At 40.7% G+C, this 26,970-nt stretch carries 22 protein-coding genes and 1 other RNA gene; 16 read left to right on the top strand and 7 right to left on the bottom strand.

What is annotated here, in order from left to right; translation table 11 throughout:
* The first annotated feature begins 7 nt into the window (after positions 1–7).
* From lpxD to AAEZ18_RS07845, 4 genes are all read left to right on the top strand, one after another.
* Positions 8–1,030 carry a UDP-3-O-(3-hydroxymyristoyl)glucosamine N-acyltransferase gene (gene lpxD, locus AAEZ18_RS07860; RefSeq protein WP_192531576.1) on the top strand — a complete coding sequence of 341 codons (1,023 nt, stop codon included), beginning with the start codon at positions 8–10 and terminating at the stop codon, positions 1,028–1,030.
* A 27-nt stretch (positions 1,031–1,057) separates the two neighbouring features.
* Complete coding sequence (fabZ, locus tag AAEZ18_RS07855) at positions 1,058–1,510, top strand: 3-hydroxyacyl-ACP dehydratase FabZ (protein ID WP_011328683.1); 453 nt, start codon at positions 1,058–1,060, stop codon at positions 1,508–1,510.
* A gap of 2 nt (positions 1,511–1,512) precedes the next feature.
* Positions 1,513–2,283: an acyl-ACP--UDP-N-acetylglucosamine O-acyltransferase gene (gene lpxA, locus AAEZ18_RS07850; protein ID WP_350594327.1), complete on the top strand. Its 771-nt coding sequence runs from the start codon at positions 1,513–1,515 to the stop codon at positions 2,281–2,283.
* Positions 2,284–2,436: 153 nt separating this feature from the next.
* Positions 2,437–2,826 (top strand): septal ring lytic transglycosylase RlpA family protein, encoded by a 390-nt coding sequence (locus tag AAEZ18_RS07845; protein WP_089368555.1) that lies wholly within the window; start codon positions 2,437–2,439, stop codon positions 2,824–2,826.
* Here the strand turns inward: AAEZ18_RS07845 and cydC are convergent.
* Genes cydC through AAEZ18_RS07820 form a run of 5 tightly spaced genes read right to left on the bottom strand, consistent with a single transcriptional unit; the run spans position 2,823 to position 9,216 of the window.
* A complete protein-coding gene (gene cydC, locus AAEZ18_RS07840) occupies positions 2,823–4,562 on the bottom strand; it encodes a thiol reductant ABC exporter subunit CydC (protein ID WP_350594329.1) in 1,740 nt (579 codons plus the stop codon). The genes AAEZ18_RS07845 and cydC overlap by 4 nt on opposite strands.
* Positions 4,555–6,330 carry a thiol reductant ABC exporter subunit CydD gene (cydD, locus tag AAEZ18_RS07835; RefSeq protein WP_338411243.1) on the bottom strand — a complete coding sequence of 592 codons (1,776 nt, stop codon included), beginning with the start codon at positions 6,328–6,330 and terminating at the stop codon, positions 4,555–4,557. Before cydD ends, cydC begins: the two co-directional genes overlap by 8 nt.
* On the bottom strand, positions 6,320–6,484 hold the full coding sequence (gene cydX, locus AAEZ18_RS07830; RefSeq protein ID WP_011328678.1) for a cytochrome bd-I oxidase subunit CydX: 165 nt from the start codon (positions 6,482–6,484) through the stop codon (positions 6,320–6,322). The genes cydD and cydX overlap by 11 nt, the downstream gene beginning before the upstream one ends.
* A gap of 12 nt (positions 6,485–6,496) precedes the next feature.
* Positions 6,497–7,636, bottom strand: coding sequence for a cytochrome d ubiquinol oxidase subunit II (cydB, locus tag AAEZ18_RS07825; RefSeq protein ID WP_011328677.1), 1,140 nt, complete (start codon positions 7,634–7,636; stop codon positions 6,497–6,499).
* Complete coding sequence (locus AAEZ18_RS07820; protein WP_350594331.1) at positions 7,633–9,216, bottom strand: cytochrome ubiquinol oxidase subunit I; 1,584 nt, start codon at positions 9,214–9,216, stop codon at positions 7,633–7,635. Before AAEZ18_RS07820 ends, cydB begins: the two co-directional genes overlap by 4 nt.
* A 335-nt stretch (positions 9,217–9,551) precedes the next feature.
* Between AAEZ18_RS07820 and lpxB the strand changes: the two genes are divergently transcribed.
* From lpxB to AAEZ18_RS07790, 6 genes are all read left to right on the top strand, one after another.
* The gene (gene lpxB / locus AAEZ18_RS07815; protein WP_011328675.1) at positions 9,552–10,709 is read left to right on the top strand and encodes a lipid-A-disaccharide synthase; all 1,158 of its coding nucleotides are present in this window, start codon (positions 9,552–9,554) and stop codon (positions 10,707–10,709) included.
* Positions 10,699–11,301 (top strand): ribonuclease HII, encoded by a 603-nt coding sequence (rnhB, locus tag AAEZ18_RS07810; protein ID WP_350594334.1) that lies wholly within the window; start codon positions 10,699–10,701, stop codon positions 11,299–11,301. The genes lpxB and rnhB overlap by 11 nt, the downstream gene beginning before the upstream one ends.
* A 2-nt stretch (positions 11,302–11,303) precedes the next feature.
* Entirely contained in the window at positions 11,304–14,795 is a 3,492-nt protein-coding gene (gene dnaE / locus AAEZ18_RS07805; protein WP_011328673.1) for a DNA polymerase III subunit alpha, read from the top strand.
* Positions 14,796–14,811: 16 nt separating this feature from the next.
* Positions 14,812–15,771: an acetyl-CoA carboxylase carboxyl transferase subunit alpha gene (gene accA / locus AAEZ18_RS07800; protein ID WP_011328672.1), complete on the top strand. Its 960-nt coding sequence runs from the start codon at positions 14,812–14,814 to the stop codon at positions 15,769–15,771.
* Between the two features lie 404 nt (positions 15,772–16,175).
* Positions 16,176–17,483, top strand: coding sequence for a tRNA lysidine(34) synthetase TilS (tilS, locus tag AAEZ18_RS07795; protein ID WP_350594337.1), 1,308 nt, complete (start codon positions 16,176–16,178; stop codon positions 17,481–17,483).
* Entirely contained in the window at positions 17,483–17,833 is a 351-nt protein-coding gene (locus AAEZ18_RS07790; RefSeq protein WP_182677449.1) for a hypothetical protein, read from the top strand. The genes tilS and AAEZ18_RS07790 overlap by 1 nt, the downstream gene beginning before the upstream one ends.
* A gap of 88 nt (positions 17,834–17,921) precedes the next feature.
* Here AAEZ18_RS07790 and AAEZ18_RS07785 read toward each other — a convergent pair whose 3' ends face one another.
* Positions 17,922–18,818 carry a GGDEF domain-containing protein gene (locus AAEZ18_RS07785; RefSeq protein ID WP_011328669.1) on the bottom strand — a complete coding sequence of 299 codons (897 nt, stop codon included), beginning with the start codon at positions 18,816–18,818 and terminating at the stop codon, positions 17,922–17,924.
* A gap of 129 nt (positions 18,819–18,947) precedes the next feature.
* On the opposite strand from AAEZ18_RS07785, the gene AAEZ18_RS07780 reads away from it, so the two are divergent.
* On the top strand, positions 18,948–20,921 hold the full coding sequence (locus AAEZ18_RS07780; RefSeq protein WP_182684240.1) for a monovalent cation:proton antiporter family protein: 1,974 nt from the start codon (positions 18,948–18,950) through the stop codon (positions 20,919–20,921).
* A gap of 38 nt (positions 20,922–20,959) precedes the next feature.
* On the opposite strand, the gene AAEZ18_RS07775 is transcribed toward AAEZ18_RS07780, so the two are convergent.
* Positions 20,960–22,105, bottom strand: a complete 1,146-nt coding sequence (locus AAEZ18_RS07775) for a patatin-like phospholipase family protein (protein ID WP_011328667.1) — start codon at positions 22,103–22,105, stop codon at positions 20,960–20,962.
* Positions 22,106–22,277: 172 nt separating this feature from the next.
* Here AAEZ18_RS07775 and AAEZ18_RS07770 point away from each other — a divergent pair, with 172 nt between their 5' ends.
* The 5 genes from AAEZ18_RS07770 to AAEZ18_RS07750 all read left to right on the top strand — a co-directional run bounded on the left by AAEZ18_RS07770 (position 22,278) and on the right by AAEZ18_RS07750 (position 26,965).
* Positions 22,278–23,147 (top strand): DUF3014 domain-containing protein, encoded by an 870-nt coding sequence (locus AAEZ18_RS07770; protein ID WP_086999367.1) that lies wholly within the window; start codon positions 22,278–22,280, stop codon positions 23,145–23,147.
* Between the two features lie 138 nt (positions 23,148–23,285).
* Positions 23,286–23,382, top strand: an RNA gene (gene ffs, locus AAEZ18_RS07765) — signal recognition particle sRNA small type.
* A 133-nt stretch (positions 23,383–23,515) separates the two neighbouring features.
* Entirely contained in the window at positions 23,516–24,145 is a 630-nt protein-coding gene (locus AAEZ18_RS07760; protein WP_087530673.1) for a TnsA endonuclease N-terminal domain-containing protein, read from the top strand.
* Positions 24,138–25,961: a TnsB C-terminal domain-containing protein gene (locus tag AAEZ18_RS07755; RefSeq protein WP_087530672.1), complete on the top strand. Its 1,824-nt coding sequence runs from the start codon at positions 24,138–24,140 to the stop codon at positions 25,959–25,961. The genes AAEZ18_RS07760 and AAEZ18_RS07755 overlap by 8 nt, the downstream gene beginning before the upstream one ends.
* A gap of 2 nt (positions 25,962–25,963) precedes the next feature.
* The gene (locus AAEZ18_RS07750) at positions 25,964–26,965 is read left to right on the top strand and encodes a TniB family NTP-binding protein (protein WP_087530671.1); all 1,002 of its coding nucleotides are present in this window, start codon (positions 25,964–25,966) and stop codon (positions 26,963–26,965) included.
* Positions 26,966–26,970: the final 5 nt, after the last annotated feature.

Genomic DNA, 26,970 nt, shown 5'->3' with positions numbered 1-26,970 from the left:
TTAAGTTATGCAAAATTATACGCTTTCGCAAATAGCGGAACTTCTAAGCGCCGAGCTGCAAGGTGATGGCGCTTTAGAAATAACAAAAATAGCAACACTTGCACATGCCCGCTCAGGGCATATTGCATTTTTAGCGAATAAGAAATATCGCTCGCAACTTGAAGCGACTCAAGCCAGTGCTGTCATTGTTAGTGAAGCAGATGCTCCTTACTTTAACGGCAATAAACTAATAGTTGCGAATCCGTATGTAAGTTACGCCAAGCTTGCGCAATTAATGGATACGACGCCACGCTCTGCCGCAACAGGCATTCATCCAAGCGCGGTTGTTCACCCAAATGCGACAGTAAGTAAAAGTGCCGCTATTGGCGCTAATACGGTAATTGAAAGCAATGCGATAATTAACGATAACGTACAAATTGGTCCGAACAGTTTTATTGGTGAAGGTGTTAAAATAGGCTCAGGCACTAAGCTTTGGTCGAATGTAACTATTTATCATAATGTTGAAATTGGCTCAGATTGTTTGTTGCAAGCCAATAGCGTTATAGGTAGTGATGGTTTTGGTTATGCTAATGAGCGTGGGCAATGGATTAAAATTCCTCAGCTTGGCTCTGTTATTATTGGTGATAAAGTTGAAATTGGCGCAAGTACTACAATTGATCGTGGTGCACTTGACGATACTATTATCCATAGTAATGTAATTATTGATAACCAATGCCAAATAGCACATAACGTTGAAGTTAACTCAGGCACAGCTATTGCTGGTTGTACTGTACTTGCTGGTAGCGTCACCATAGGTAAAAACTGCCAAATTGGCGGCATGACAGCAATTAATGGTCACATGAGCGTCTGTGATGGTGTTATAATTACGGGTATGAGTATGGTGACAAAATCAATCACCGAGCCAGGTATCTATTCATCTGGTATACCTCATACTACAAACAAAGAATGGCGTAAATCAATCGCTCACTTGCGTAACCTTTCTGAAATGAAAAGCCGTATTAAAGCACTTGAGCAATTAAATAAGCCATAAACGTTGAACACTAATGAGGATGCTATTTTGGCAAACGAATTAAATAGCCTTGATATTCAAGAAATTTTAAGTTTATTACCGCATCGCTACCCGATGTTATTAGTTGATAGAGTAATTGACTTTACACCTGGCAAATCTTTGCATGCTATTAAAAATGTGACTATAAACGAACCCATTTTTACCGGGCATTTCCCAAATCAGCCAATTTTTCCGGGTGTATTAATATTAGAAGCCATGGCTCAAGCAACTGGGTTACTTGGCTTTAAAACGGTTGAAAACCGTAGCGAAAATGAATTGTATTTGTTTGCAGCTGTAGATAATGCACGTTTTAAAAAACCAGTACTTCCTGGTGATACTATGCATTTACATGTTGAGTTTTTAAAAGAACGTCGTAATTTATGGAAGTTTGCAGCAGAAGCAAAAGTCGATGGCAAGCTAGTATGTAGCGCCGAAATTATGTGTGCGAGAAGAGAGTTTTAATTGTGATTCATCCAACGGCAATAATCGAACCAGGCGCGACACTAGGCTGCAATGTTTCAGTGGGACCATATAGTTATATTGGCAATGATGTTGTCATTGGTGATAACTGTATTATTGAGTCTCATGTTGTAGTTAAAGGCCCATCAACTATCGGTTCTGGAAATCATATTTTTCAGTTTGCGTCGGTTGGTGAAGCATGCCAAGACAAAAAGTACAACAACGAACCAACATCGCTCACTATTGGTGACAATAATATTATTCGTGAATGCGTTACAATTCACCGTGGCACAATTCAAGATCAGGGCGTAACCATTATAGGTAGTAATAACCTGTTTATGGCCTATACCCATGTTGCTCACGATGCAGTGATTGGCGATAATGTTATATTTGCTAATAACGCCAGTGTAGCAGGGCATGTACATATTGGTGACTGGGTTATTCTTGCGGGCAACTCAGGTATACATCAGTTTTGTAAGGTAGGCGCACATGCATTTGTAGGCATGTATTCAGCTATTAATAAAGATGTACCACCATTTGTTACCACTATAGGTATACCTGCAGGTCCAGTTGCAATTAATACTGAGGGCATGAAACGCCGTGGTTTTCAAAGCGATGAGATAATGGCTGTACGCCGTGCTTATAAAGTATTTTATCGTAAAAGCCTAGGTGTAGATGAAGCAATTGAGTCACTTAGCGAAGATGCGCAAAAGTATCCAGCAGTACAGTTAATGATAGATTTTGTTAAAAGCTCAGAGCGCGGTATCGTACGATAAACGCCTTTTAGCTTATATAAAAAACCACCTAAGAGTAATCGATGGTGGTTTTTTATTGCTTATTATTTATAATTATTAGTGAGTAATTCAGGAGCAGCTCAGGCAAGTAGCTGTAGGCTAGTTGCTAATTATATCAATTACATAAGCTATTAAATGATACTTAAAAAACTCACTGTTACTTTTATTGCTATTATCCTTGCAGGTTGTAGTAGTCAACCACTTGTAAAATCAAGCTCAGGGGAGCTGACACAGCTTGGCAAAGCATCATTTTATGCCGATAAATACCAAGGAAGAACCACCGCAAATGGCGAACGCTTTGATCAGCAAGCAGCAACGGCAGCGCATCTTAAGCTGGCCTTTGGTACTAAAGTGAAAGTAACAAACCTAGCAAATAATAAGTCGGTAATAGTGAGAATTAACGACCGAGGTCCTTATATACGCGGGCGTATTATAGATTTATCGAGCAGTATGTTTAAAAAGATAGCCGACCCTAAAGTCGGCGTTATTGATGTGCAAGTTACCGTAATAGATAAAGCGAATTAAAAACGGATAGTAAGTGACGTGTAAGCAGGTTCGCTAAGTAATTGCTGATGGGTGCCTTGTGCTATTACGCGCCCATCCTCTAACCAAATAATATTATCCATATGCTCAAGCAGGGCTGGATCATGGGTAATAGTAAGTACACTGGCGTTACTCATAACTTGCATAATGGCATGCATTACACTTTGTTTAGATTGATTATCTAGCCCTTCTGTTGGCTCATCAAGCACTAAAATAGCGGGGTTTTGCAATAAAGCCTGCGCAATCGCAATCCGCCTCGACTGACCTTGTGACACATTACGCCCACCGGTACCTAAGCGAGTATTTAACCCCGATTTTAACTCAGTAAACCACGGGCTAAGTTGTGCATGCGCTAGTGCATCTAGCATTTGCGCTTTAGTTGCATTAGGCGCTGCATAGCATAGGTTTTCTTTTAAAGTGCCATCAAAAATATGATGCTGTTGAGCCAAAATATTAATTAACCTTGCTCGATTATCATTACTTAATAAATGCAAATCAACGCAGTTGCCTTGCTCACTCAAGGTAATATTGCCTTGTTGCAGTGGCCATAAACCGGTGAGTAAGTTAACTAAGGTGGTTTTACCGCTGCCGCTTCTACCAACAATGGCCACTTTTTGCTGCGGCTTTAGCTCAAAACTCACGTCATTTAATGCTGGGTGTTTATCGTAACAATAACTAATGTTCTTAAGTGTTAGTGAGGGATTTTGCAAAGCCAAATTATTATTTATAGCGGCATCATATTGCGTATTAGCATTTGCGGCTTTATCTTCAAGCGTAAATAAACGTTCAGCTGCTTTTAACACATTTGGTAATTCAATAAACGCATTTGGCAGGAGTAACACACTCTCAAAGCTGGCGAGCACAAATAGGCTTAGCATTGCCAGCTCAACATTAACCATGGCATTACTGTAAACCAGGGGCGCTATGGTCACAATACTTGCGATCATGGCCAGTTGTACAACTAATAAACTTAAACCATCGGTATTAGCCAGCGCCTTGTGGCGAATAAACAGTTGCTGATTATACTGCTCGCTTAAATCATCGCACTTAGCAATTTGCTGCTCCCGAGCTTGGTAAATACTTAGTTCTCTAAGGCCGGATAAAGTGTCGGAAAGCTCAGAGCGCAGCTGTGCACTTAACTGTGTTTCTTTGTGGCTGTTTTTATTTAATTTAGCGCTAAGAAAAGCGGGTAAAACGACGCCAATCAGAACAATGCCAGTAAAACAAATAAGTGCGACATCGGCGTTGTATGCCGACATAAACAGCATAATAATAGGCACGCTTAATAGCGCAACTAACATAGGTAATAATACGTTTAAGTAAAACTTATCTAGCGCGTCTACATCGTTTTGGAGCCGATTAACTAAATCGGCGCTGCGGCTCATTGCTAAGTCAACATTATTGAGTTTACTGAGGGTAGAGAACACACTAACGCGAATTTCACTTAGCATTAAAAACGTAGCATTGTGAGTTACTAAGCGTTCCCCATACCGTGATGCGGTGCGTACAATCGCTAAAAAGCGAATAGTACCCGCTGGAGTAAAGTAATTCATTTGTGTACCGGCAATACCGGCTGCCGCCATTGAGGCTAAAAACCAGCCCGATATAGCCAGTAACCCCACATTAGCAAGTACTGTAATTGTGGCTAAAAAGGTACCCAACAACATAGCTTTGTAGTGAGGACGGCACAGTTTTAGTAAGCGAATAAAATTATGCATGAACTGCTCCTTGCTGTGCTGTTTGCAGTAAAGTGGCAAACTCACCATCTTCAGCCGCTAAGCTATTAAAGCAACCTTGCTGAGCTATTTTGCCATTGTGCATTACAATAAGTTGCTCAGCATTTTTGACTGTATTGAGCCGATGGGCAATAACTAGCACTAAATTATTTTTTGCATAATCAGCTATAGCATGTTGAATAACTTGTTCGGTTTCGCTATCAAGGTGCGCAGTAGGTTCGTCAAGTACCAATATAGGTGCTTGTTTTATAAAAGCACGCGCAAGGGCAATGCGTTGCTTTTGACCACCAGAAAGTCCCTCACCTTGCTCGCCAATTAAAGTATTAAAACCATCAGGCAGTGCCTTTATAAAGCCCAAAGCGCCTGCTTGCTTTGCTGCATGCTCAAGCTCTTGTTGCGTTGCATTAGGCTTTGCTAATTTAATATTGGCAGCAATAGTGTCGTAAAATAACGTGGCTGATTGCGGTATCCACGCAATGTGGCTTTGTAATTGCCCAATATGTGCAGTACTTAAAATTTGCTGATTAATACTTATATGCTTAATGACCTCGGGGTGAAACCCCAATAAACAATCAAACAGGGTACTTTTACCCGAGCCACTGGCACCAACAACGGCAATTAACCCTTTGTTGGGTAGAGATAAGTTTATATTTTTTATTCCTTCGTCACTATTTGGGTAGGTAAAGCTAAGGTTATTAACTGTAATTGAGTTAATAGTAGCGCTAATTTTGTCAGTAGTGTGTTCGCTTTGTTGCTCAGGCAATGGGGCATTTAAAATTATTAGCATGTCGGCGGCGGCACTTATACCTTGCAAGCGCGCATGATAGTGGCTGCCTAATTGACGCAGCGGCAAATAAAATTCAGGCGCTAACAGTAAAACCACAAAACCAGTGGCAAAATCAAGTGTGCCAAAAAACAATCTAAAACCAATAATAACCGCCACTAATGCCACACTAATGGTTGCCAAAAATTCCAATGCAAATGATGATAAAAAAGCAATTTTTAATACGCTAAGTGTTGCGTGTCTAAAGTCATCAGATATTTTAGCAATTTGTTTTAGCTCTAAGCGAGTGGCGTTAAATAGTTTAAGTTGGGTAAGCCCTTGTACGCGATCAAAAAAGTAATTCCCTAATACCGCCAGTTGTTGCCAACGTTGTTGATTAAGCGCTTCGGCTTTTGAGCCAACTAAAATCATAAAAAAAGGAATAAGCGGCGCAGTTAATAAAAATATTAGCCCAGCTTTGTAATCTGTCGGAAAAATAACGATTAATATAGCCAGCGGAATAAGCGCACTGTAGGCAACGCCAGGTAGGTACTTAGCATAATAATCGTGTAGCGCTTCTACACCATTGTGCAATGTATTGAGGGTAGCACCTTGGCCATGTTGCTCTACATAGCTTGGCCCAAGCAGGCTGAGCTTATTAAGTAGGGTTTGGCGCATTGCCGACTTTATTTTAAGTGCAGCATAAGCGCTAAAGCGTTCACTTAGTGTTAAAAATACCGCGCGCAGTAAAATAATACCGGCCAAAGGCCATAATAAGTAGGTGATTTCAGCCAAACTATACTGTTCAAAAATTACATTATGAATAGCTTGAGCAAGTAAATAAGCACCTGCAATCATGAGTAATGCGTTAACAGTACCCAGTGCAATGCTCAGCTTTAATAGCATTGCAGCGGGTTTACTTTGACGCTTTAAAAAAGCGCGCAAAGACTGCTGTTGCGCGCGATCAGGGCGGGTGTTAGTCGTCATTTTTAGTTGTGTTAGTCTCTTTTAATAAATCATGCATTACTTGCTCGTCATCAGCAATACTGTCTTTATTTTGCTGAAACTCATACCACATTACATTTATTACACCTAAGGTACAGGCTAAAAGTACACCTAAAATCCAAGCGAAATACCACATAGTTTAGTCTCCTTAGTAGCTACCGTGAGGGTTGTTTTCTATTTCTTCTACCGTAACGCGGCGCCACATTTTTACGTAACACCAGGTGGTGTAAGATAAAATAATTGGCACAAAAATAACTACGGCAACAAACATAACGTTAAGCGTCATATGGCTCGACACCGCATCCCAAATAGTTAAACTAATATTTGGGTTATTACTCGATGGCATAATAAAGGGGAACAGTGATACGCCTGCCGTCATAATAATGCCTATTAACATTAAGCTAGTTGAAGCAAGCCCTAATGCGGGTTTATTTAATTTAGAGAACAACAATGCACTGAGTGCCATTGCAAACGCTAAAATAGGGAAGGTCATAGTCCAAGGGCGCTCACTGTAATTAGTTAGCCAAGCCCCTTGCGCAGTTGTAACTACTTTTGCCAGTGGGTCGGCATGGCTTTGTGTATCCGGCATAGATACAATTTGATAACCCGTTAAATTAGCAACCCAAAAACCAGCTGCTGCAAATAGCACAATAAATAGAATAAGTGCATAACGACCATATTGCCCTGAGCGCTCTGCAACTAAGCTCGCAGTACGCAATTGTAGCCACATACCTGCATGAGCTATTAACATAGTAATACTAATTACACCTACTAACAGTGCAAATGGGTTAAGTAGTGCAAAAAACGAACCTTGGTAACTTACTCGTAAAAAATTATCAATGCTAAAAGGCACACCTAAAAATAGGTTACCAAAGGCCACACCAAATACTAATGCAGGAATGGCACTACCAGCAAATAAGCCCCAGTCCCAGTTATTACGCCAGCGTTTTGAATCTACTTTACTGCGGTAATCAAACCCAAGTGGTCTAAAAAATAATGCAAACAATACCAGCATCATAGCAAAATAAAAGCCTGAAAAAGCCGCTGCATATACCATAGGCCACGCGGCAAATAGTGCACCGCCGGCGGTAATAAACCATACTTGGTTGCCATCCCAATGCGGGCCAATAGTATTAATAACGGTGCGGCGCTCTGAATCAGTTTTACCCACTAGGCGCAGCAGCATAGCAACGCCCATATCCATGCCGTCGGTAATTGCAAAGCCAATTAGCAGTATGCCTATGATCAACCACCACAGCATTTTTAATGTTTCATAATCAAAAATCATGATTGCTCTCCTCTACCTTCAGTGGTGTTATTAGGTAGTTCAAAGTGATACTTACCGGTATGTAGTGAGCTTGGGCCTTGCTTAATAAAGCGTAGCATTAACCAACCTTCAACAATGGCTAAGCCGGTATAAAATACAATAAACCCAGTTAAGCTAATTAAAATATCGTTTACCGTTAGCGTAGAAGTTGCTAAAAAGGTTGGTAATATTTCAGAAATAGCCCAAGGCTGGCGACCATATTCAGCCACAATCCAACCAAATTCAATGGCTATCCACGGCAGTGGAATACTTAAAACAGTAGCCCATAACAGCCAACGTTTTTGCTCAATAACTCGCTGCGCGTTATAGTAAAAAGCAAGAATAAACACACCCAGCATTAATACGCCACAGCCAACCATAATACGAAAAGACCAAAACATTGGGCCCACTTTAGGAAAAGAGTCTTTAACTGCTTTTTGAATTTGCTCTTCTGTGGCATCTACTACATCAGATGTATAACGCTTCAGTAATAGGCCGTAGCCTAAATCGTCTTTTAGGGTGTTAAATTTAGCGACGTTTTCAGGCGTGTCATCACCAGCGCGCAGTTTTACTAGGTATTCGTACGCAATCATACCGTTACGAATTCGCACTTCGTGTTGTTTTTCTAGATTGTTAATACCGGTCACTTGCTCATCGAGCGAGCGAGTTGCAATAAGCCCTAATGCATACGGGATTTTTACAGCGCCGTGAGTTACCTGCTTTTCTGAATCTGGGAAACCTATAAGTGTAAACGCTGCTGGAGCTTCTTCGGTATGCCATTCTGCTTCAATGGTGGCCAGTTTTACTTTTTGCACTTCGCCTACTTCATAACCCGATTCATCGCCGAGCAAAATAACACAAAAAATAGAGGCTAAACCAAAGCCAGAGGCGACTGAAAACGAGCGTTTAGCAAAGGCTAAGTCGCGTCCTTTTAAAATATAATAACCACTAATACCGAGCACAAACATAGATGCAGCAACATAACCTGCAGATACGGTATGAATAAATTTAACCTGTGCTACAGGGTTAAATACCAGCTCTGCAAAGCTGGTCATTTCCATGCGCATGGTTTGGTAATTAAACTCGGCACCTACTGGGTTTTGCATCCAGCCGTTGGCAATTAAAATCCATAACGCCGACATGTTAGTACCAATTGCCATTAAAAAGGTAGCACCTAAGTGCTGGCGTTTAGAGAGCCGGTCCCAACCTAAAAAGAACATACCCACAAAAGTTGATTCTAAAAAGAATGCCATTAACCCTTCAATTGCTAATGGAGCCCCAAAAACATCACCTACGTAATGGGAGTAATAAGACCAGTTGGTACCAAACTCAAACTCCATGGTAAGACCCGTAGCCACACCAATTGCAAAGTTAATACCAAACAATTTCCCCCAAAACTTAGTCATATCGCGATAAATTTCACGACCGGTCATAACGTAAACCGATTCCATAATAACTAAGATCCAAGTCATACCTATAGTTAAAGGTACAAATAAGAAGTGAAAGAGGGCGGTAACAGCGAACTGCAATCGCGATAGATCCACAAAGGTTTCATCTATCATGTTTAGCTCCTAAATATGTGATGTAGTTACAGCACAAAGCAATAATTTGACGGGTGCGTTGGTTTTATAATGTTTCAGTAATTACTGAAAGTTGCGTTAGTATTTACTTTTGACCATTTGAAGTCAATATTTATATTAGTAAAACTCAATATAAGCGGTTAGTGCTTAATCAGTATCAAAAGCATACAGTACCTGGGCTATTTTTAGCAAATTTAAGCACTTAGTTTTAAGCATTTAATCCAATACGAAAACGCGGTAAACTAGGTTCAATTAACGCCCAGAGCCTGTTAACCCATAAAGGCAAACAGGCCCTAGTTTACGTGTGAAAAAATCAAATGAATAAAGATCAAAAACAACTACGAATTGGTATTGTGGCAGGTGAACTGTCGGGCGATATTTTAGGTGAAGGCTTAATTAAAGCACTTAAAAAGCATTTTCCCGATGCGATTTTTGAAGGTATAGCGGGCCCTAAAATGCAGGCGCAAGGCTGTAACACGCTTTACGACATGGATGAATTGTCGGTAATGGGGTTGGTTGAAGTATTAGGGCGCCTACCGCGCTTGCTTAAAATACGTAAACAATTGGTGCAACATTTTATTGATAACCCACCCGATGTATTTATTGGCATAGATGCGCCCGATTTTAACTTGCGCGTAGAAAAACCCCTTAAAGACGCCGGAATTAAAACAGTACAATACGTAAGCCCCTCGGTTTGGGCATGGCGAGAAAAGCGCATTCATACCATAAGTGCTGCTACTAACTTAGTGCTTGCATTATTACCGTTTGAAAAAGAATTTTACGACAAGCACCAAGTACCTTGTACATTTGTAGGACACACATTAGCAGACGATATAGCGCTTGAGCACGACGATAGCAAAGCCCGCAAAGAGCTAGGTTTAAGCCCAGATGATAAAGTACTTGCTCTGCTACCTGGTAGTCGCGGCTCAGAAGTAGGCTTATTAAGCGAAACCTATATTAAAACAGCCGTGCAGTTACAAGCGCAAAACCCAGCACTTAAAATTGTGGTGCCATTGGTTAACGCCAAACGCAAAGCGCAGTTTACTGAAATTTTAAATGCTACTGCGCCAACGCTTAAAATTAGTTTGCTGGATGGACAATCAAAACAAGCTATGCAAGCAGCCGATGCTATTTTATTAGCGTCGGGTACTGCCACGCTTGAGGGCATGCTGTATAAAAAGCCCATGGTAGTGGGTTATAAAATTAAACCACTGAGCTATTGGATTTTTAAAACCTTATTTACCTTTAATATAAAGTATTTTTCATTGCCGAATTTATTGGCCGATGAAGAACTCGTACCCGAGTTTTTGCAAAGTGAGTGCAATGTAGCTAATTTAACGCAAGCACTTACGCCTATGCTAAATACCGATAACCAAGCATTAAAAGCACGCTTTTTAGCGATCCACAAAAAAATTAGGTTAAATGCCAGCGAACAAGCAGCCAATGCTGTAGCGGAGTTAATAAATGCAAATTGAACGACCCAATGTAGCCCTTATTGCCGGTGTTGACGAAGTAGGGCGTGGCCCCCTTGTTGGCGACGTAGTTACTGCTGCCGTTATTTTAGATCCCTCAAAGCCTATTGCAGGTTTAGCAGATTCAAAAAAATTAACGGATAAAAAACGCCAAGCGCTTGCCATTGAAATTCAAGAAAAAGCATTGTGTTACGCGTATGGCCGTTGCAGCCCAACAGAGATTGATGAGCTAAATATTCTGCACGCCACTATGCTTGCCATGACTCGCGCAGTAGAGGGGCTAAGCACGCAACCTGAATTTGTATTTATAGATGGCAACCGCCTACCTAAGTTAACCATGCCAGCGCAAGCAATAGTAAAAGGCGACAGCTTAGTAGCCGAAATTTCAGCCGCTTCTATTTTAGCTAAAGTAGCGCGCGACAACGAAATGGTAGAGCTAGATAAACGCCACCCAGAATATGGTTTTGCAGGGCATAAAGGCTATCCAACCAAAGCGCATTTTGCAGCACTTGAGCAATATGGCGCAGTAAAGGAGCATCGTAAAAGCTTTAAACCAGTGCAACGTGTATTAGCGCAAGCCAAGGGTGAGGCGTAAACATGGCAGCTCCAGATTTTGTTCACTTAAGAGTTCACTCTGATTTTTCGATGGTTGATGGCCTTGCCAAAACCAAGCCAATTGTAGCCAAAGCACAAGAACTACAAATGCCGGCAATTGCTATTACCGACCAAATGAACTTATGTGGCTTAGTGCGCTTTTACGAAACAGCCCACAGCACAGGTATAAAACCTATAGTGGGTGCTGACTTTTGGCTACGCAGCCCTGAGTTTGAAAACGAGCCAAGCCGCATTACTATTTTAGCAAAAGACAATCAAGGTTATAAAAACCTCACTTTATTAATATCTAAAGCATATCAGCGCGGGCATGTATTTCATCGCCCGGTGATTGATCGTGATTGGCTAATAGAACTTAAAGCCGGGTTAATAATACTCTCTGGTGCAAAAGACGGTGATTTAGGTAAAGCGTTATTAAAAAATAATCCGAGTGTTATTGAATCGGTTGTTAGTTTTTATAAACAGCATTTTAGTGATAACTACTACCTTGAACTGGTGCGAACTAATCGACCGCTTGAAGAAGATTATTTACACATGGCGGTAGAGCTTGCTGCTAAAGAGCAATTACCCGTTGTGGCCACTAACGAAGTGGTGTTTTTAAAACCAGAAAACTTTGAAGCACACGAAATTCGCGTGGCTATTTTTGATGGTTATACACTGGATGATAAACGCCGCCCTAAACGATTTTCAGAAGAGCAATACTTAAAAACGCCAGAGCAAATGGCTGAGTTATTTAGCGACATTCCAGAGGCATTACAAAACACCGTAGAAATAGCCAAACGCTGTAATGTAACGGTGCAGCTTGGCACTTACTTTTTGCCAGATTATCCGACCGGCTCACTTAAAATTGAAGACTTTTTAGTTAAGGTGTCACAAGACGGTCTTGAAGAGCGATTGCAGTTTTTATTTCCTGATGAGCAAGAGCGTAAAGAAAAACGCGTTGAATACGATGAGCGCCTAGATATAGAGCTTGGTGTAATTAACGAAATGGGATTCCCAGGTTATTTCTTAATCGTAATGGAATTTATTCAGTGGAGCAAAGATAACAATATTCCAGTTGGCCCTGGGCGTGGGTCAGGTGCAGGATCACTGGTAGCCTACGCGCTTAAAATTACCGACCTTGATCCATTGGAATTTGACTTGCTGTTTGAGCGGTTTTTGAACCCAGAACGTATTTCAATGCCCGACTTCGACGTCGATTTTTGTATGGATAGGCGCGATGAGGTGATTGATCATGTATCGGCCTTGTATGGGCGTAACGCGGTATCGCAAATTATTACCTTTGGAACCATGGCGGCAAAAGCGGTAATACGCGATGTTGGCCGAGTGCTAGGTCACCCGTACGGTTTTGTTGATCGTATTTCAAAAATGATCCCAGGCGATCCTGGGATGACACTTGCCAAGGCATTTGATATAGAGCCACGCTTGCAAGAAGCCTACGATGGCGACAATGAAGTAAAAGATTTAATCGACATGTGTCGTATTCTCGAAGGGTGTACACGTAACGCCGGTAAACATGCGGGTGGGGTAGTAATATCGCCCACCACAATTACCGACTTTGCTGCCCTTTATTGCGATGACGAAGGTAAGTTTCCGGTTACTCAGTTTGATAAAAACGATGTAGAAACTGCCGGTTTAGTTAAGTTTGACTTTTTAGGCTTACGAACGCTGACTATATTGCAGTGGGCGCTCGACATGACCAACGAGCGCTTAGCGCGCACCGGTAAAGAACCAGTAGATATTAATACTATTCCGTTGGATGATAAAAAGAGTATTGAGTTACTACTGCGCGCCGAAACGACTGCGGTGTTTCAGCTAGAATCACGGGGCATGAAAGACTTAGTAAGGCGCTTAAAGCCCGACAGCTTTGAAGATATGATTGCTTTAGTAGCCTTGTTTCGACCCGGTCCGCTGCAATCGGGCATGGTAGATAACTTTATCGACCGAAAATTAGGCCGCGAAGAAATCTCATACCCCGATGCGCAGTATCAGCACGAAAGCTTAAAACCTATTTTAGAGCCAACCTACGGCATTATTTTGTATCAAGAACAAGTAATGCAAATAGCCCAAGTATTAGCAGGCTATACACTAGGCGGCGCCGATATGCTGCGCCGTGCTATGGGTAAGAAAAAGCCCGAAGAAATGGCAAAACAGCGTTCAACATTTGAAGATGGTGCGCGAAATAACGGCATTGACGGCGAACTAGCAATTAAGATCTTCGATCTGGTAGAAAAGTTCGCAGGTTATGGTTTTAATAAATCGCACTCCGCTGCGTATGCATTAGTGTCGTATCAAACACTGTGGATGAAAACCCATCATCCAGCAGAGTTTATGGCTGCGGTAATGTCGGCCGATATGGATAATACCGACAAAATAGTTATTTTGGTGGATGAATGTGAAAACATGAAACTCACCTTGCTCCCGCCTGATGTGAATGCAGGCGAGTTCAAATTTACTGTAAACCTGCAAGGCGAAATTGTTTACGGTATTGGTGCTATTAAAGGAGTAGGTGAAGCACCTGTAGAGGCTATTTTAGAAGCACGCGCTAAGGGCGGACCATTTAAAGATTTATTTGATTTTTGTGCCCGTGTTGATTTAAAACGGTTAAATAAACGTGTAACCGAAAAACTTATTTATTCAGGGGCACTTGATCAGCTAGGCCCTGAAAAAACTCAATCAGGGCGCGCCACGTTATTGGCAAGCTTAAAAAGTGCCATGCGCGCCGCCGATCAGCACAATAAAGCAGAGTTATTAGGGCAAAGTGATTTATTTGGCTTATTAGCCACTGAACCCGATGAAGTAGAGCAAGCCTTTATTAAAGCCACAGGACTCACCGATAACGAATGGCTCGATGGCGAAAAAGAAACCCTTGGCCTTTATTTAACCGGTCATCCAATAAATCAATATCGCCGCGAGCTAAAATATTATACCAGTGGTAAATTGGTCGATTTACAGCCTACTAATCGCGATGTAGTATCTACAGCTGCAGGGCTTGTAATTTCGGCCAGAGTGCTTATTAATAAAAAAGGAAATAGGTGGGCATTAATAACTTTAGATGACAAGAGCGCCCGCATTGATGTACGCTTATATTCAGATGAGTTTGAAAAATACCAAGATATGCTCCAAGTTAATAATATTTTGGTGATATCTGGACAGGTCAGCTTTGATAACTTCTCTGGTGGTATTACAATGACCGCCAGAGAAATAAACACCATTGCTCAAGCGCGTGAAAAACGTATTAAAGCGATTAAAATGACGCTGAACATGGTGCAAGTCGAGGCAGGTTTCTTCGATAAATTACAAAAAGTACTCGAACCATATAAAATGGGAACGTGTCCGATCAAGGTTTATTACCAACGCCCAGATGCATTGGCGCAATTAACCCTAGGGATCGAATGGTGTGTTACGCCAAGTGACGACTTAATTCATAAGTTATCGCTAATGGCAGCGCAAGATGTAGAACTAGAATTTAACTAATTAGGTAGTTTAGAGCATGAGCCTCAATTATCTTGATTTTGAGCTTCCGATTGCAGAATTAGAAGTGAAAATTGAAGAATTACAAAATGTAAGCCGCGCTGGCGAATTAGACCTTGAATTAGAAGAGGAAGTCAGCAAGCTAAAAGAGAAAAGCGACCGATTAAAAGAGAAAATATTCTCTGAACTTGGCGCTTGGCAAGTATCACAGCTGGCACGTCATCCGTTGCGTCCTTATACTCGAGATTATATCGAGCGTATTTTTACGGAGTTTGACGAGTTTGCAGGTGATCGTACTTTTGCTAATGATCCGGCAATTTTAGGTGGTATAGCGCGTTTAGATGGCGAACCAGTAATGGTTATTGGCCAACAAAAAGGCCGTGGTACCGCTGAAAAAATTAAACGTAACTTTGGTATGCCAAAGCCTGAAGGATACCGTAAAGCATTGCGCTTAATGGAAATGGCTGAGCGTTTTAAAATGCCAATTATGACCTTTATCGACACCCCTGGAGCTTATCCTGGTGTGGGTGCTGAAGAGCGTGGCCAGTCAGAAGCTATCGCCCGTAACCTTAAAGTAATGGCCTCTTTAAAAGTGCCAACTATTTGTACGGTTATTGGTGAAGGTGGATCGGGTGGTGCGTTAGCAATTGGTGTTGGCGATCGTGTTAACATGTTGCAATACAGTACTTACTCAGTAATTTCTCCTGAAGGGTGTGCGTCTATTTTATGGAAAAGCGCCGATAAAGCCCCACTTGCTGCTGAAGCTATGGGTGTAACTGCTAAGCGAGTTAAAGAGTTAGACCTAATTAACAACTTAGTAGATGAGCCATTAGGTGGAGCGCACCGTAATTATGATGCTATGGCACGTAATTTAAAAGTGCGATTAAAGCGTGACTTAGCCGACCTACAAGCACTTTCGCTTGAAGAGATGCTTGATCAGCGCTACAAACGCTTAATGTCGTTTGGTTATTGCTCTTAAATTCTTTTAATAATTAGCAATAAATATTTAAAAAAGCCGCTTATGCGGTTTTTTTGTTTTAAAATGGCTAAAATCAAGTACCTAAAACTTAGGGTCTGTTTATCTTTCAAGGTTAAATTTACAGCAGTGTGTTTGGTATTTAGGCAAGGCAGAGCCTATGTGGTGTGGTTATTCCCCATAAATAGGCGATAACGTAGGATCAATGCCAAACATGCGCTGCCCGAAGGGTTCTACCTAGGGGCGATTGACTCTTTGTTGCTCGGTTTTTACTTAGCCCACTAGGTTACAAACCTCGCGCCGTGATTAAATCGCCCCTAGTTTGAATAAATTTTAATCCGCAAAGGTCAACAGACCCTAGTATTTTAAAATTATTGGCTAAATTATCTGGAGCTCAGGTTAAATTAATGCACACATCGCTTATTTATCAACAAGTAAAACAATCATTGGGTCAATATATTGAGCAAGGTCATAGGGTGTTTACTGTGGCACTTTCTGGTGGCGTTGATTCTGTGGTGTTACTGCATTTAATGCATGCTTTACGAGTGCAGGATCCTGCACTGCAAGTTTCTGCTATTTATATACACCATGGTTTGAGCCAGTATGCCGACGACTGGCAGGTTTTTTGTCAAACCCTGTGCAATGAGCTAAATGTGCCATTTCAAACGGCTAAAGTAAATATAGAGCAGCAGTCACGCACGAGCCTAGAGGCGCAAGCGCGCGATGCTCGTTACCAAGCATTAGATGAGCTAAGCCCACATGGCAGCATTATTTTACTTGGGCAACATTTAAACGACCAAATAGAAACCTTTTTACTGCGCTTAAAACGTGGCTCGGGTTTAAAAGGTTTAGGTGCAATGCAGCGCGAGCGCACTTTAACCAGCGGCCGATTATGTTTCAGGCCGCTGTTAGCGGTAAAACGCAGTGATATAGAAGCCTTTGCGGCGCAATATGCACTTAACCATGTTACCGATGATTCTAATACTGATGAGCGCTTTGAGCGTAACTTTATGCGCCAGCAAGTTGTGCCAATATTAGCAGCGCGCTTTAATGGTTTTGAACAATGTACCGCTCGCAGTATTAGTTTACTGCAGCAGCAACACGCTTTACTCAACGAATATACTCACATTGATTTAACGCAATGCGTTAATTCTCAGCAGGCGTTAAATATAAGTGCTATTGCCAAATTTACTCCTATTAGAACAGCCAATGTAGTACGTGCATGGCTAGAGCTATTTACTCATGTATTACCATCGCAAAAGCAGCTGGAGCAAATAATTAATCAGGCTATTGCAGCTAAAACCGATGCACAAATGCTTATTGAGCTTAGTGATGGACAAATACGCCGCCATCAAGGGCATTTATATTTTGTTGTACCAAGTACGCAAATATTAAACAACACACTAATTACTCGCAGTGAGCTAAAGCTTGCCGATGGTCGCTTACTAAAAAAACACAGTGGCGTAGGAGTCAGAGCGCCAACTGCAGATGAGCAAGTAAGCGTGCGTTTTAATTGTAATAGTGCGCGCATCAAACCTTTAAAAAAACCAGGAAGTAATACGCTCAAGCATTGGTTTAAAGATGCAAAAGTGGCTCCTTGGCTGCGTGCTAATGTGCCGTTAATTTTTTATAATGATGACCTAGTACAAGTGGTAGGCTATTTTATAAGTGCTAACCATAGTGATGAAAACGGTATTTATTGGGAGTGTAAATAATGAGTAAGGAGCCGCATGTAGGCTTATCGTTAGTAAATAAAGCACCACAAGGTATGCTAATTACAGCGGTTATTGCTGTGCTTGCTAATTATTTTTTAACGCTTGATGTAGTGACATTAGGCTGCGCTATAGCGGGTGGAATAGTGTGCGCTAGTATTTTACTGGCTTATTGGTTAGGTAAAGGTGGGCTGTTTTTTATTTTAGGAGTGAGTGTACCGCTGTTGTTAGTGTTATTTACGCCACTTGCTAGTATTGCTGCATTACTTAATTTACTCAGTGGTTTCTTTTTTGGTTTTTGCATTGCGTTGGTTATGTATAAGTTTTTATCGGCAAAGTTGCTCCCTAAGTAGGTAGACTTATTAAAACTACTTAGGCAGCAATAAAAAGCCTAGCGGGGGAAGCTAGGCTTTTTATTTACAACAATATTAACCGCTGTACTTAATATGCTTTGGCGCAATTTCGTCCCGCTGCTTTGGCTTTATATAAACCCTTATCGGCTCGCGAAAAAACATCGTTTTCGGTGTCTTGGCTACTCGCTAAAGTAAAGCCAATACTGGTAGTAACTGAGTACTGCGCCATTATTTTTGAGTTTTTAACGCGTTGCATAATGCGCTCAGCTATTACTTTATTAGTAGTAAACTCAGGATCTTCAATGAGTATTGCAAATTCATCGCCACCAAATCTAAATACAGAGTCAGTGCCTCGAATAGAGCTATTAAGTACTAAGGCAAATTCTTTAAGTACATCGTCACCTACTTTATGACCAAAATTATCGTTTACTTGCTTAAAACTGTCTAAATCAAGCAACATTAAACTAAATGGGCGCTGGTAACGGCGGCAGTTTTCAAGCTTTTGCAGTAAGGTGTCATTAAATTGACTTCTATTGCTTAGTCCAGTTAATGCATCTTTTGTGGCAAGTTTTAATACCCGGTTATACATTATCGCATTACGTAAAGGGTAGAGCAGCGCACTATGAAAATATTGTAGTTTTTTTTCTATGGCCACACTCAGTGGGTATTTACTAAAGTATATTAATTGCCCTAAATTACTGTTCTCTACATTTAAATCAAAGGTATAAGAAAGCGTATCAATATCGCAATCAGGCGTTTGCACTGTACCTAGCGCAGACTTGAACTGTATACCTGAAAAATTTAGCAGTTGTTTTGCAAATTTTGCATAAATAGCTAATATATCTTCGAGTATTAAACTGGTTTGTAATTTTGCAGCTAGCTCTTGCGTTGCTGCCGGTTCATTTTTACGATAATGCTCAGCCGAAAACGGCAAAAACTCTCCGCGTCCAGCAATACGTTGTGTCAATATATGCACATTTTCCATTGATTTATTTCCCCCGAGTATATGATCTTATAATACCAAGCGAATTTTATGCCACATTTAAAAACTGGCCGATAAATTGGTGATTGCTATAGTTAAGCATGGCTGTTTTTATAAGTAACGAGGTAATATTTGCAAAATATTAATACTCAAATTTTTACTTTATTAGTCGCTGCTGTCTTATTTGTATGGATTTTTAAGCGCGTAGGGCTGCCTCCTATATTGGCTTATTTAGCAACAGGGGTTTTGGCGGGTAGTCACAGTGTTGGCTGGATGACGCAAACTCACGAAATGGATTTAGTAGCTGAACTAGGTATAGTATTTTTATTATTTAGTTTGGGGCTCGAGTTTTCTATTTCGCGCCTAATGGCAATGCGCAATATAGTATTTGGCTTAGGATCATTGCAGGTTGTAGTAACCAGCACAGTGCTTATTGTGATTTTATATTGCTTAAACTTTAGTTTGCTCACCAGTTTTACAATTGGCGTTATTATGATGCTGTCCTCAACTGCTGTGGTTGTTAAGCTATTAAAAGAAAACGGAGAGTTAAATAAACGCCGTGGGCAGCTCGCCATTGGAGTGCTTTTATTGCAAGACATTGCGGTTGTGCCTTTACTGATTATTTTACCTTTATTAGCCGCTACCGGATCGCAAAGTATTAGCTGGGCGTTAGCAGTAGCACTCACGAAAGGGGCGTTTGTTTGTTTACTACTTTGGGCTATAGGTAAATGGATTTTGCCTAAAGTATTTAATGAAATTGCGTTAGTACGTACCGACGAGCTATTTATGCTTACCACTTTGCTGGTAGCTTTATTTGCTGCCTTACTCACCTACTCATTTGGTTTATCTATGGCACTGGGCGCTTTTTTAGCAGGCATGATGCTAGGAGAAAGCCATTATCGGCATCAGCTTGAGGCAGATATTAGGCCATTTAGAGATATTTTAATGGGGTTGTTTTTTGTCACTGTCGGCATGCAGCTCAATGTAATGTATGTGCTTAATAATAGCTTACTTATTATTGGCGCATTAGTTGGGTTATTAGTATTAAAAATAGCGGTAATGGCAATAAGTGCTCAGCTAATGGGCGAGCGAAAACAAGACGCGCTAGCATGTGCATTTATGCTATGGCAAATGGGGGAGTTTGGTTTTGTACTTATAGCGCTAGGCGCTCAGCATCAGTTACTAACTAATCAGCAAGTATCGTTTTTAATTGCTTTAGGGGTGCTTTCTATGGCGCTTACGCCCTTTTTAATTGATAAAACACCTTTTATTCTAAAGCGTATTGGCGTGCTAGATCGTGCAAGCCAAGCGTGGGAAAGTGAACCTAAAAGCAGCACACTGTATAGTGATCATGTCATTATTTGTGGCTTTTCACGGGTGGGGCAAACGGTTGCACGTTTTTTAAAACCAGAAGCCATTGATTATATAGCAATAGAAAGTAATCCGATTTTAGTTCAAGAAGGTAAAGCGGCTGGTGAGCCTATATTATTTGGCCATGTTAAACAAAAAGATATTTTAAAATGTGCGGGAGTAGAGCGAGCACGTTTAGTCATTATTACCTTTACTGAGTTTGAGCAAACGCAAATAGTAATAGATGCAATCAAGCAAGTTGCCCCAGAGGTAAAAATACTAATAAGAACCAAAGACGACAGTCAGCTGGAGCGTTTAAAAGAACTGGGGGTTACCGAAGTTGTGCCAGAAACCCTTGAAGCTAGCTTAATGTTGGTTTCGCATGTTTTGTCTATGTCGGGGGTACCAATGAGCCGTATTATTCGCCGTGTAAGCACCGAAAGGCATAACCGTTATCAATTATTGCAACGCTTTTTTACCGGTGAGTACCTTGATGTAGACGAAGACGCGCATGAACGCCTTGAATACTTGCATGTAATAGCGCTACCCGATAAAGCTTTTGCGGTTAATAAAAGTATTGCGGCGCTTAATTTAGCAAAACGAAAAGTGTCTATAAAAGCACTGCGCAGACAAAATAATGAAATAGAGAACCCATCAGATCACACTATATTACTAGCCAACGATATTTTAATACTGCAAGGTAAACCAAGGCGCGTAGAGCGAGTAGAGCATTACTTATTTGATGGTATTGAGTAAGTTACTTAGATGATGCAGGGCGAGCATGCATCAGCGCCCTAATCTAGCTCTAAAAACTTACGTATTTCAGGCAGCTTTTTCATGCCATCCTCATAACCAATTTGTATTAAATGTTGGGTATAACGTTTTTCAAATAATAAATAGCTGGTTAAACTCGATTGCGAATGTTTTTTAACCCCTATGATCCTAAGCAACACTTTAATTGCCCATGGCATATCGTCGTAGTACTGCGCGGCAATAGCATTAAAGTTTTGTGATGGGTTGATCACGCAGGTTTCTATGCGCTTAAGTTCTTGGTGTTTATCGCGAGCTGGCAGCAAGCCTAAGGTGCGGTTAATTCGCTCTAGCCGTTCTAAGTCAGATTGCATAGTGTCGGTAAACACGCTGTCGAGTAAATGCCCTGCAACCGAAGACAGCCCAGGGTAATGAGCAGAGTAACCCACAGGGTGTAACTCTTTAGGCTGCTCAACACCAATAATGAATATTTTTTCAGCGCCTAAATGTATTGATGGGCTTAGAGGCGATAACTGATGTATAGAGCCATCACCAAAGTAATGGTTATAAATATTTACACTAGGAAACACCATAGGAATGGCGCTCGAAGCCATTAAATGCTCAACATTAATACGCGTAGCGCGGCCCTCACGTTTAGCGCGTTGCCATGGTAGGCGTGTATTAGATTGATAAAACGCCACCGAGTCACCAGTGGTATAACTAGAGGCGGTAATCGAAAGCGCTTCTAAGTAATTGTGATGTAAATTGCGTTCAATGCGATGTAAATCTAATATTTCGTTTAATAATTTACGCAGTGGCCGATTGTTTAATAAACTCGCAGGCGGATGATTTATATGTTCTGACTGAAAACTGGTTAAAATATTACGAGTAATATGACCAAATACACTTAAAAAATCACTTTTATACACCATAGAAGTAGAAAAGTTCTTCCATACAGACTCGAGCTTTCTAACTGCTAAGTGCGCGCAGGAGGCATAGCAAGCTAGCGCCGCAGAGTTTATAGCCCCAGCAGATGTACCATTTATTACTCTAAATGGCAGAGGCGCTGTTCTAGGCATGCTATGAGCTAATGCTTTAAGTACGCCTACTTGATAAGCAGCGCGTGCGCCACCCCCTGTTAATAGAAGGGCAACTTTGGGTTTGTTAGGATCAACTTGCTTGATTTTCATATAAGGGACTAAACTGTTCTACGTCTTTACTTTATTTATTTACTTTAAGTCTTTAAGCTAGAAGAATCAAAGGATACCTTAGCTGCTTTTAATATTATTTACTGTAAGCTATGAATTAAACTCATTTAGAATACTCTAAGTGATATTGCATTTTAATTTTAATGGAGTTCGTATGTCAGATAAACCATCAGCGTCAGATGTTCAAAAACGTCCACCTAATAACAATCTACTTTTTGCCATTATTATTTTAGTGGTACTCGTATGCGCCGCTGCATTTGTATTGCTTAAGCCAAGCAACGAGGCAGAAGTGCTTACTGAGGTTGAGCCAGCACCAGTAGAGCAGCCTATGATGGAGTTAAAGCCAGAGAATGATCCTGTTTTAGATGTTCCATCAGTATTGCCAGATAAACCACAAGATTATGAAATGCCAGCGCAGCGTGATGCCGAGCCAGCAGCCGTGCAATTACCACCACTTGATGAAAGTGATGCAGTTGTTGTAGCAAAAATGGATGAATACTTAAGTGATTCGGTAATGGAGCTAATGATTACCGATGATGTTATTCGCCGTGGTGTCGTGTTTGTTGATAATTTAGCAAAGGGCAAAGTTGCTACAAAACATACACCAGTAATAAAGCCAGAAGAAAAATTTAGTGTCACAGAAGGTGATATTTTAACTATCGATCCTAATAGTTATGAACGTTACACCCCGTATGTAAAAATATTTACTAGTATGAGCGCCGCCCAAGCCGTGCGTTTATTTGAAGAATATAAACCGCTTATTAATAATGCCTATACAGAAATTGGTTACGGCGATAATGAGTTTACGCAAACGCTTGAAGATGCAATCGACTTATTACTCGATACACCAGAGCCAGAAGGTAACTTACCATTACTGCGCGATTCAGTAACCTACCAATATGCATTTGCAGAGTGGGAGCAATTACCCGCTGCACAAAAACAGCTTTTACGTATGGGCCCAGAGAACATGAAAAAAGTAAAAGCGGCACTGCGAAATATTAAAGCGCAGTTAGAGAGCAAATAGTAAACATAAAACAGTTTAAAAGGCCGCGATTGTATATGAAGTATGCAATCGCACTTTCTTTTTCGATTATCCCTTGAATAACGTAGCAAAAGTAGAGATAATCCCTCCCGCGCCAACCAAGGCCCTCAATGGTAGTCTTATTGGTCCTCTCGCAACACTAGCAGGCGAACCTGGTCAGGCCCGGAAGGGAGCAGCCACAGTTTGTGACGTGTGTGCCGAGATGTGGCTGGTAAGACTGCCACCCAAATTCCTCATTTGGGTGTTGTTTGAAGTATAAGTTGACATATTTGTACTAAAAGATGGCATAAATTGGAAGTATAAGGTGGCATAGTCTAGTATTTAACCAAATGGTTAGATGGTTGACTCACATGTACAGAAGAAAACTCAAACACTCCCGTGTTAAAAACCTCCATAAATTTGCTAGTCAAAAAAATAAATCTACCTGTTTAGTTGAATCCTCTTTAGAGTTTGATGCTTGTTTCCATTTTGAATTTTCACCATCAATAGCCGCATTTGAAGCACAACCACTCGGTTACGAATATCAGTTTGATAACCGTATTTGTCGTTACACGCCTGACTTTTTACTTATCCACACAGACGGCACGCAAAAATTTATCGAAGTAAAACCACAAAGCAAAATTGCCGATGAAGACTTTCGTGCACGTTTTATTGAAAAGCAAGCCATCGCTAAGCAAGATGGACGCGATTTAATACTGGTTACTGATAAGCAAATCCGTGTATACCCAACACTCAATAACTTAAAGCTTTTGCATCGCTACTCTGGTTTTCAGTCTTTAACAGAGCTGCAAGCATCGGTGCTAGAACTTGTTAAGCAATACGGCTCTATTAAAGTGGGCCAGTTAGTTAACTTTTTAAAAGTAACTGCCGGTGAGCTACTTGCTACGGTGCTACGCTTATTATCACTAGGGCAGTTATTTGCCGACTTAACTACAAATGAAATATCAATAGAAACAGCAATTTGGTCTAACAATGTTTAATGACGGTTTGTTTGATGATGAATTTAACCAGCCATTACCAAAAGCAGAAACCAAACTACCTCAAAATTACGCCAAAGATTTACAAGCCCTTCCTGAAAAAATTAAAACTACAACATTTGCTAAGCTTAAATATATTCAATGGCTTGAGGCTAATATTCAAGGCGGTTGGACACAAAAAAACCTTGAGCCTTTATTAAAAGTAATGCCCGAAGTTGAGGGAGAAAAGAAGCCTAGCTGGAGAACCGCTGCACGATGGTATAGCGCTTATACCAATGCAGATAAAAATATCATGGCGCTAATTCCAAGCCACCAAAAAAAGGGTAACAGGGAGCGCGATACAGCCACCGATAAGTTTTTTGAAAAAGCGCTTGAGCGTTACTTAGTAAAAGAAAAACCATCAGTGGCTTCTGCTTATAAGTATTATGCAGATTTAGTTATTATTGAAAACGACAGTGTTGTGGGCAGTGTTTTAAAGCCTTTAACATACAAAGCGTTTAAAAACAGAATAGATAACTTACCACAATACGAAGTAATGATTGCTCGTTATGGTAAGCGCCTTGCTGATATTGCTTTTAATAAAGTAGAAGGGCATACACGGCCTACTCGAGTACTCGAAAAAGTTGAAATTGACCATACACCGCTTGATCTTATTCTATTAGATGATGAGCTGCATATCCCACTTGGTCGGCCAACACTCACTATGTTAGTAGATGTGTATAGCCATTGTATTGTTGGCTATTACTTTAGTTTCAGCGAACCCAGCTATGATGCAGTAAGGCGAGCAATGCTAAATGCGATGAAACCTAAAAGTGAAGTGGCAAAACTATACCCAGATACGCTAAATGAGTGGAAGTGTGCTGGCAAAATTGAAACTCTCGTTGTTGATAATGGCGCTGAATTTTGGAGTAACAGCCTTGAACTTGCTTGTGAAGAGATAGGCATTAATACTCAATATAACCCTGTCGCAAAGCCTTGGTTAAAACCATTTGTAGAACGCATGTTCGGCACAATTAACACTGAATTATTAGACCCTGTTCCCGGTAAAACCTTTTCTAACATTTTACAAAAGCATGAATACAATCCCAAAAAAGATGCAATCATGCGCTTTACGACCTTTATGCAGTTATTTCATAAATGGGTAGTAGACGTTTACCATCAAGATGCCGACAGCCGATTTAAGTACATACCAAGCCAACAATGGGATCAAGGCTTTAATACGTTACCACCAACAGTGCTGAGTAATGATGATCTTCAACAACTGGATGTTGTGCTCAGTATTTCAAATCATAGGGTGCTTCGTAAAGGTGGGATACGGCTAGAAAACTTAAGCTACGACAGTACTGAACTGGCCAATTATAGAAAGCAATTTAGCCACAAGGTATCTCAAGAAGTTTTAATTAAATTAAACCCCGATGATATTTCTTATATATACGTTTACCTCGATAAGCTAGAGCATTACATAAAAGTGCCATGCATAGATCCAAACGGTTATACCCAAAATTTAAGTTTGAATCAGCATAAAATAAATATACGCATTCATCGCGATTTTATTTCGGGCTCTATCGATAATGTAGGCTTAGCAAAAGCGCGTATGTTTATTCATAACAAAATTCAAAGCGAGTTTGAAGGTTTAAAAAATGCGCCAAAACACTCAAAAGTAAAAGGGGGTAAAGCATTAGCTAAGCATCAAAATGTAAATAGTGACTCACAAAAATCAATCACGCAGAGCAAACACGTAGAGGTTAAAAAGGTTACACCTAAAGAGCAACCAGCTGATAGCTGGGATGACTTTATCTCAGACCTAGATGGATTTTAATTATGCTGACCGACAAACAAAAAGAAAAGCTTAATGAATTTCGCGATGTATTTATTGAATACCCAATAATAAGCACGGTATTTAACGACTTTGACAGATTAAGACTTGGTAAAGGGCTAACAGGTGAAAAGCCTTGCATGCTGTTAAATGGCGATACAGGCACAGGTAAAACAGCACTAATAAAACAGTATAAAGAACGTCACTTACCGCAATTTATTAATGGAGTGATGAATCACCCTGTATTAGTCAGCCGCATACCGAGCAATCCGACATTAGAATCTACTTTAGCCGAGCTTCTTAAAGACTTAGGGCAAGTAGGCAGCACAGAGCGTAAGCTACGAATAAACGGTACTCGGTTAACGACATCATTAATTGAAAATTTAAAAACGTGTGGTACTGAGCTTATAATTATTGATGAGTTCCAAGAGCTAATTGAGCACAACCAAGGTAAAAAGCGCCGCGAGATTGCTAACCGATTAAAGTATATTAACGACGAAGCGGGTGTATCAATTGTATTGGTAGGAATGCCGTGGGCAGAAAAAATAGCAGACGAACCTCAATGGTCATCGCGTTTATTAGTAAGGCGGCAGCTGCCATATTTTAAATTATCAGAAAACCCAAAGCATTTTGTGCAGTTAATAATTGGCTTAGCCAACCGTATGCCATTTACCGAAAAGCCAAATTTAAGTGAGCAAGCAACAGTGTTTGCTTTGTTCTCCTTATCAAAAGGTTGTTTTAGAACATTAAAATACTTTTTAGATGATGCCGTACTTTACGCATTAATAGACAACACAAAAACCCTCACGACTAAACACTTGGTCAAAGCATTTGATGTGCTCTTCCCTGATATACCAAACCTATTTACTTTGCCAGTTGCAAAAATTACAGCAAGTGAAGTCGAGCGCTATTCACTATATAAACCTGAAAGCGCCCAAGACGAAGACCCGTTTATAGCGACCAAGTTTACTGACCGAATGCCTATTAGTCAGTTGTTGAGAAAGTGAAGTGT

Origin of the sequence: Pseudoalteromonas sp. 19-MNA-CIBAN-0066, from assembly GCF_040308705.1 — a bacterium.
GTDB lineage: Bacteria > Pseudomonadota > Gammaproteobacteria > Enterobacterales > Alteromonadaceae > Pseudoalteromonas > Pseudoalteromonas nigrifaciens.
This window is presented reverse-complemented; position numbering and strand designations above follow the sequence as displayed.